The sequence below is a fragment of the Mycobacterium sp. GA-1841 genome (assembly GCF_001954135.1).
Taxonomy (GTDB): Bacteria; Actinomycetota; Actinomycetes; order Mycobacteriales; family Mycobacteriaceae; genus Mycobacterium.
Genome location: NZ_MBEQ01000029.1, coordinates 115,128 through 122,086, shown reverse-complemented (window position 1 = coordinate 122,086; position 6,959 = coordinate 115,128). Strand labels below are relative to the sequence as shown.

Here is a 6,959-nt window from a genome sequence, read left to right as displayed (position 1 = left end):
GCGTCGGACCCAAGATCGCCTTGGCGACTCTGGCGGTCTATGACCCACCGGCGTTGCGGCAGGCGCTGGCCGACGGCGATGTCACCGCGTTGACCCGGGTTCCGGGCATCGGTAAACGCGGTGCCGAGCGCATGGTGCTCGAACTCCGCGACAAGATCGGCCCGGTGGGGCCGAGCTCGGGCGGTGCGGCCGTCGGCCACGCCGTACGGGCGCCCGTGGTGGAAGCCCTTGTCGGACTTGGCTTTGCGGTCAAGCAAGCCGAGGAAGCCACCGACAAGGTGCTGGCCAACGATCCTGAGGCCACCACGTCGTCGGCGCTGCGCGCGGCACTGTCCATGTTGGGTAAGAAGTAATGGGCCGTTTCGACGATGCCGAGGAGCCCGACGAGCGGGAGGTCTCGCCGGCACTGACGGTCGGTGAAGGCGATATCGACGCCAGCCTGCGGCCGCGCTCGCTGGGCGAGTTCATCGGACAACCGCGGGTGCGCGAGCAGCTGCAATTGGTCATCGAAGGGGCCAAGAACCGCGGCGGCACACCCGATCACATCCTCCTGTCCGGTCCACCGGGGCTGGGTAAGACGTCGCTGGCGATGATCATCGCGGCTGAGCTCGGCTCATCGCTGCGACTCACCTCCGGTCCTGCGCTGGAGCGCGCCGGGGACCTGGCCGCGATGCTGTCCAACCTTGTCGAGCACGACGTGCTCTTCATCGACGAAATTCATCGCATCGCCCGGCCCGCCGAGGAAATGCTGTATCTGGCAATGGAGGACTTCCGCGTCGACGTGGTGGTCGGCAAAGGTCCTGGCGCCACGTCGATTCCGCTCGAAGTCGCCCCGTTCACGCTGGTCGGTGCGACCACTCGGTCCGGGGCGTTGACCGGCCCGCTGCGCGACCGGTTCGGGTTCACCGCGCACATGGATTTCTACGAGCCGGTCGAGCTTGAGCGCGTGCTGTCTCGTTCGGCGGGCATTCTCGGCATCGAGTTGGGTGCCGAAGCCGGCACCGAGATCGCCCGGCGTTCGCGCGGCACGCCCCGCATCGCCAATCGGCTGCTGCGCCGAGTCCGGGACTACGCCGAGGTGCGCGCCGACGGGGTGATCACCCGCGATATCGCCAAGGCGGCGCTGGAGGTCTACGACGTCGACGAGCTCGGCCTGGATCGCCTGGACCGGGCCGTATTGTCCGCGCTGACCCGCACTTTCGGGGGTGGCCCGGTCGGGGTGTCGACGCTGGCGGTGGCGGTGGGAGAGGAAGCCACCACGGTCGAGGAAGTCTGCGAACCCTTCCTGGTGCGCGCGGGCATGGTGGCCCGCACGCCGCGAGGCCGGGTGGCCACGCCGCTGGCGTGGACGCACCTGGGCATGCAGCCGCCGGTTACCGGACTGGGACAGCCCGGCCTGTTTGAATAGACCGTATGGTCATCACCGGTCTGGTGTTCGCCGCGCTCGCCGCGGCCCTGCATGTCTACATCTTCGTGATGGAGTCGCTGACCTGGACCTCGCCACGTACCCGCGCGACCTTCGGTATCAGCCAGGAGGAGGCGCAGGCCACCAAGGAGCTGGCGTTCAACCAGGGCTTCTACAACCTGTTTCTGGCAATCGTCACGGTGGTCGGTATCGTCGCGATTGGCTTGGGGCACAATGCAGTCGGCGCCGCATTGGTATTCGCTGGGGGCGGCTCGATGCTGGCGGCGGCCGTCGTGTTGCTCACCAGCTCACCGGATAAGGCGCGCGCCGCGATCACCCAAGGTACCTTCCCGTTGATCGCTGTCGTATTGCTCGCGATCGGCCTGCTCTAGGCTGCGGATTTGTTGACCACGATGTGGATTTCGCGGGTCAGCCTTCGGATTCCGCCGGGTAATGGTGGTGCAGTCGAACGGTAGATGGCGCCGGTCGGAGTGATGTGCTCAGTGCAGTGGCGGCCGAACGCGTCGATGGCCGGCACCACTTGCCAGCCGGGTGCTTCTTTGACGTAATTGCAGCGTTCACACAGTCCTTCACCGTTGGCAGCGCTGGTCGGCCCATGGCGGTGATGCGGGGTGATGTGGTCGATGTGTCGGATCGGGGCATTGCAGTACGGAGTGCGGCAGATTTCGTCGCGGACCGCGATGAACCGGGCGAGACCTTTGGGGAAGCGCCGTGATCGCGATTCCATGGCGACCAGAGCGCCGGTATCCGGAGCGGCGTAGAGCCTCCGCAGGGTGGCCCAGGAATTGTCGTCGGCGACGGCGTCGCTGATCAGGCGGCGCGCCAAGGCGGCTGGGATGGGTCCGTAACCTTCCAGGCGCGCGCTGGGTGGGCGGCGCCACCGAAGAGTGTTTCGTCGGAAAGCACGAGATTGACGGCGACGCGGACAGGCGCCGTCGTCTCGCGGCCGGTGATCCGCGCAACCACGGTGTCGGCCATTGCCTGCCCACGGTTGCGACCGTCGGTGCGGCTGTCGGCAGCGGCGTTGAGGGAACCGCGGACAGCCGCCGCATCGGTGGCGGGCAGCACGACGGTCATCAAGGCCATGTTGTCGGTCGTGGGCCGGAACGTGACGTTGCGGTCTTCCGGTGCTCTGGTGGCCCGGTTGGCAACTGCCTGTGGATCCAATTGGCACGCGATTCTTTTGGCGTCTGTTGTGATGCGCGCATCGCCGAGACCGATGAGTGTGGTGGCATCGCCACACAACTCTTCATCGAGGCGGCGCCGGTCGGCGGGGGAGAGGCAAGCTGCCTCGCGCACGATCAGGCGGGCGCGGGATTCGGTGAGGATGCCGGTTTCGAGTGCGTGCAGGGTATGGCGAAGGTCGCGAACCAGGATTCTGGCATCGTTGAGGTGATGGCCACCGCGGATCGGGGAATCCAGGCGCGCCAAGCCGATTTCCGATCCCAGCCCGCGGCCGCGCCGCGTGACAGGTATGCCGTCGGCGGCTTCAGCGGCCCGGCGTGCAGTTTCCAGCGCGGCGGTGGCGCGGGCTTGCCCAGCTGCGGCGGCCGACTTGAGCCGTTCGAGTTCGGCAATCCGATCCCGCAGGGTCGCCTCGTCGGCGTCGGGAGCAATCGAAGCAAATTCTTCGAACATGTGTTCGATATTACACCGGGTTAGCATCAATTTGTGCGGAATCGCACCGCTGTCCTTCTGGATTGGACTGCTCCACCTGGCAATTTTGGTGTAGGCCAGCGCGTTGCCGGCCCTTACGATTGGCCGATGCCCGAGGACTCCCCGGCGCTGTTATCGCACAATGCGGCAACAGCTACATCGCCGGCCTGATCCCATCCCGCGCCTGAGGCTGCACATACTGATTGGCCGCGGTCCTGGATAAGGACCGCGGCCGCTCAGGGGGGGCCTTCCCTTGTGGGGAAGTCTTCTTACAGCAATCCGAGCAGTTTCAGATCGCTGATGTACTTGACGATGACCTCGCGGGTGACATGCGGGATGTCCTTGTCCGGCCCGATCTTCGCTTCCTGCACGGCGGCACGGAACACGTCGGTCGGTGCCATCGCGCCGTTAACCGGCATGCCGGGCTGCTGGTAGTTGTGCAGCAACGGCAGGAGTGAGGCCTGACGTTGCTTGTCGGGCAATGCCCGCAGCGTCGTCTCGAAGCGGGACAACCACTCCTGGTAGTCCTCCACCCGCTGGATCGGGTAGCCGGCCTCGACGAGCCAGTCGACGAACTCGTCCATGCCCAGGCCGTCGTCGTGCGGGTTCATCACGTGGTACGTCTCGAAGCCGTCCTGGACGTGGGCGCCCAGGGTGGAGATGGCCTCGGCGATGAACTCGACGGGCAGCCCGTCGTAGTGCGAGCGCTGCCGGTTGCCGTCGGCGTCGAGCTGGTTGAAGGACTTCGGCGCGACACCGGTGGCGACGAGGCTGAACATCATGCGGGTGAACATGTCCGGCAGGTTCAGCTGCCCGGCATAGGTGGTGTCGGCCAGGATCATGTCGCAGCGGAACACCGTCACCGGCAGGCCGGCCAGATCGTGGGCTTCACGCAGCAGAACCTCGCCGGCCCACTTGCTGTTGCCGTATCCGTTGGCGTAGCTGTCGTCGACCCGCCGGGTCGCGCTGATTTGACGGATATCGGCGTCCTCCACGAACTTTCCGGGCTCGATGCCGCCTCCCACGCCGATCGTCGACACGTACGCGAACGGCTTGATCCGCGTGGTGAGCGCGATGCGGATGAGTTCGGCAGTGCCAAGGGCGTTGGGACCGAACAGCTCGCTGTAGGGCAGCACGTGGTTGACCAGCGCGGCCGGGTCGACGATGAAATCGACGGTGTCGGCCAGGCGCTGCCAGGTCGCCTGGTCGAGGCCCAGGTCGGCCTCGCCCTTGTCGCCGGCGATCACTTCGAGGTGGTCGGCGGCAAGTTTCTGGTAGTGCGTCAACAGCTTGGGGTCGCCGCTGTCGAAGGTCTTGTCGAGCCGCGCGCGGGCTTCCTCGTCCGACTTCGCGCGGACCAGGCAGATGACCTTGCCGTCGACCAGGTCCATGCGCTCCAGCCACTCCAGGGCCAGGTAACGACCCAGGAAACCGGTTGCGCCGGTGAGTAGTACGGTCCGGATCTCGCTGACCGGACCGGGCAGGCCCGGTGTGGCGGCCAACGTCGCGGCGTCGATGAACTTGTCCAGCGTCAGATCGGAGGCATGGACTTCGGTCGCGTTGCGCCCGTGCACGGAGGTGAAGGTCGGTCGCAAATTGGTACCGGAGCGCTGAGCCTCGATGTACTCGGCGATGGTCCGCAGATCCGAGGCCGGGCTGACGATCGCCGACACGGGCACCTCGACGTCGAAGATCTCCTGCAGCAGGTTGCCGAAGGTCAACGCGGACAACGAATCCCCACCCAGATCGGTGAAGTGGGCCTCGGGCGCGAGATCGGACGCCGCGGCACCCAACAGGGCGCCGGCCGCCCGGCTCACGGTGTCGAGCACGGGAGCCTGAGCACCGTTGCGTCGCAGCTCGCTCAACTCGTTGGCCTGACCTTCGGCCAGCTCGGTGTAGAGCTGCTCCAACCGCTCGCCGTAGTGAGCCTTCAGATTGGGCCGGGCCAGCTTGCGGATCCCGGTCAGCAGGCCGTTCTCCAGGCTGAAAGGTGTTGTCTCCACGAGGAAATCGCGTGGGATTTCGTAGGACTGCAGCCCGGCGGCGCGGGCGGCGTCCTGCAGCGAATCGTTGATCGCCTGCTTGGAGGCAGCGGTATCGGTGGGCACCACGACCGCCAGCAGGTATGAACGCGAGCTGTTGCCGTAGATGTAGATCTGCTGCACCAGTGGGCTGTCGCCGAAGACCGCTTCCAGCTTGGAGACGGTGACGAACTCGCCTTGCGACAGCTTGAGCACGTTGTTGCGCCGGTCGACGTACTCCACCTGGTCCGGGCCGAGTTCGGCGACGATGTCACCGGTGCGGTAGTAGCCGTCCTCGTCGAACATCTCGGCGGTGATCTCCGGGCGCTTGTAGTAGCCGGGGAACATCTGCTCGGACTTCACCAGCAGCTCACCACGCGGGTATGGCTGGTCGGTACGGAAGTAGCCCAGATCGGGGACATCGACCAGCTTGTAGTCGATCACCGGCGGACGCTGGATGTGGCCGTCGACGAAGACCGAACCGGCCTCGGTCGAGCCGTACCCTTCCAGTAGGTGCATGTCGAGCAGGCGTTCCACCCAGCTGCGCATTTCGGTCGAGATCGGCGCCGAGCCGGTCAGGGCGGAGACGAACCGTCCGCCGAGGAGGTCGTCGCGGACCTCGGCGAGCACCTCGTCTTCACTGGCGCCGGAGCGGTCGAGGCGGCTCTGGTACTCACCGAACAGCATGTCCCAGATCCTGGGCACGAAGCTCAGCTGGGTCGGCCGGACCAGGGCGAGATCCTCCAGGAAGGTCGAAAGATCGCTGCGGGCAGCGAAGTAGGCGGTGCCGCCCGAGGCCAGGGTGCCGATCAGAATGCCGCGGCCCATGACGTGGCTCATCGGCATGAAGTTCAGGGTGAGGGCGGGCAGCGTGGCCTGGTTCTCATCCCAGCTGGCCTTGGCGGCCAGTTGCCACATGTTGGCGACCTTGCTCTCCGGGTACATCGCGCCCTTGGGGGTGCCGGTGCTTCCCGAGGTGTAGATCAGCATGGTCAGCGGGTCGGGTTGGCCCGGCGTGTACAGCGGCGCGTCGGCCAGTGAACGGCCGCGGTCCAGCACGTCGGCCAACGGTTCGACGATGACGTCGGTGTCGGCCAGCGCTGCCTTTGCGGCGTCGAAGGCCTCCCGCGCAGTGTCGACCTGTGGCTGGTAGTCGAACACCACCAGACGTCGGGGCGCGGGGCCGGACTTCACCAATTCGACTGCGTCGTCGACGAAGTCGATGCTCGCCGCGATGACGGTGGGCTCGGTCTCGGCGACGATGGGCCGCAGTGTGGTCACCGGCGCGCTGGTCTGCAGTGGTACGGAGACCGCGCCGAGCTCGATGAGTGCGGTGTCGATCGTGGTGTAGTCCACGCTGGTGAACCCGAGGATGGCGACGCGGTCGCCGGGCTTGACCGGGTGGTTGTGCCAGGCGTTGGTCACCGCTTGAACGCGGTCTCCCAACTGGCGGTAGGTGATGGTGTCGAACCGGGGGAGCAGCTGGGCCGACGTGCGGCCGGCGGCGTCGGTGACGTATTCGACGGCGCGCTGTCCGAGGGCGGGGCGGTCGGCGTATCCGGCGAACAGCCCTTTGACGATCGCCGGCAGCCGCAGATCGGACTGGGCGACGGCGGTGTTGACGGCATCGCTGGGCCGAGCGTCGGCGAATTGCTGATCGGTCTCATACAGATGTGCGATCCGGCCTTGCAGCCGGTCCTCACGCGTTTCGGTGGTCATATCGGTTCCCCTGAGCAAATCAAGATAAATATCGTCGGCACGTTGGTCGCGCCTACTGATTACTACGTTAGTAAAACTAATTATATTTCGAGATGCCAGCTCAGATGGTGCGAGATGCGTCACGCCCGAAGGCGCCC

At 66.1% G+C, this 6,959-nt stretch carries 4 protein-coding genes and 1 pseudogene; 3 read left to right on the top strand and 2 right to left on the bottom strand.

What is annotated here, in order from left to right:
• From ruvA to A5740_RS09090, 3 genes are all read left to right on the top strand, one after another.
• On the top strand, positions 1–353 hold a 353-nt coding region (gene ruvA / locus A5740_RS09100), incomplete at its 5' end, for a Holliday junction branch migration protein RuvA (RefSeq protein WP_139335020.1).
• Positions 353–1,408: a Holliday junction branch migration DNA helicase RuvB gene (ruvB, locus tag A5740_RS09095; protein WP_076193309.1), complete on the top strand. Its 1,056-nt coding sequence runs from the start codon at positions 353–355 to the stop codon at positions 1,406–1,408. The genes ruvA and ruvB, both read left to right, overlap by 1 nt.
• A gap of 5 nt (positions 1,409–1,413) precedes the next feature.
• A complete protein-coding gene (locus tag A5740_RS09090; protein ID WP_076193308.1) occupies positions 1,414–1,797 on the top strand; it encodes a DUF1304 domain-containing protein in 384 nt (127 codons plus the stop codon).
• On the opposite strand, the pseudogene A5740_RS09085 reads toward A5740_RS09090, so the two are convergent.
• Positions 1,794–3,064, bottom strand: a pseudogene (locus tag A5740_RS09085) (DUF222 domain-containing protein). The gene A5740_RS09090 and the pseudogene A5740_RS09085 sit on opposite strands and share 4 nt — an antisense overlap.
• Before the next feature lie 287 nt (positions 3,065–3,351).
• Positions 3,352–6,822: a carboxylic acid reductase gene (car, locus tag A5740_RS09080; protein WP_076193306.1), complete on the bottom strand. Its 3,471-nt coding sequence runs from the start codon at positions 6,820–6,822 to the stop codon at positions 3,352–3,354.
• Between the last annotated feature and the right edge of the window lie 137 nt (positions 6,823–6,959).

What these genes read in the sequence shown, in the direction of transcription:
- ruvB (WP_076193309.1), top strand. Translation starts at nt 353, where the DNA reads ATGGGCCGTTTCGACGATGCCGAGGAGCCCGACGAGCGGGAGGTCTCG.
- A5740_RS09090 (WP_076193308.1), top strand. Translation starts at nt 1,414, where the DNA reads ATGGTCATCACCGGTCTGGTGTTCGCCGCGCTCGCCGCGGCCCTGCAT.
- car (WP_076193306.1), bottom strand. Translation starts at nt 6,822, where the DNA reads ATGACCACCGAAACGCGTGAGGACCGGCTGCAAGGCCGGATCGCACAT.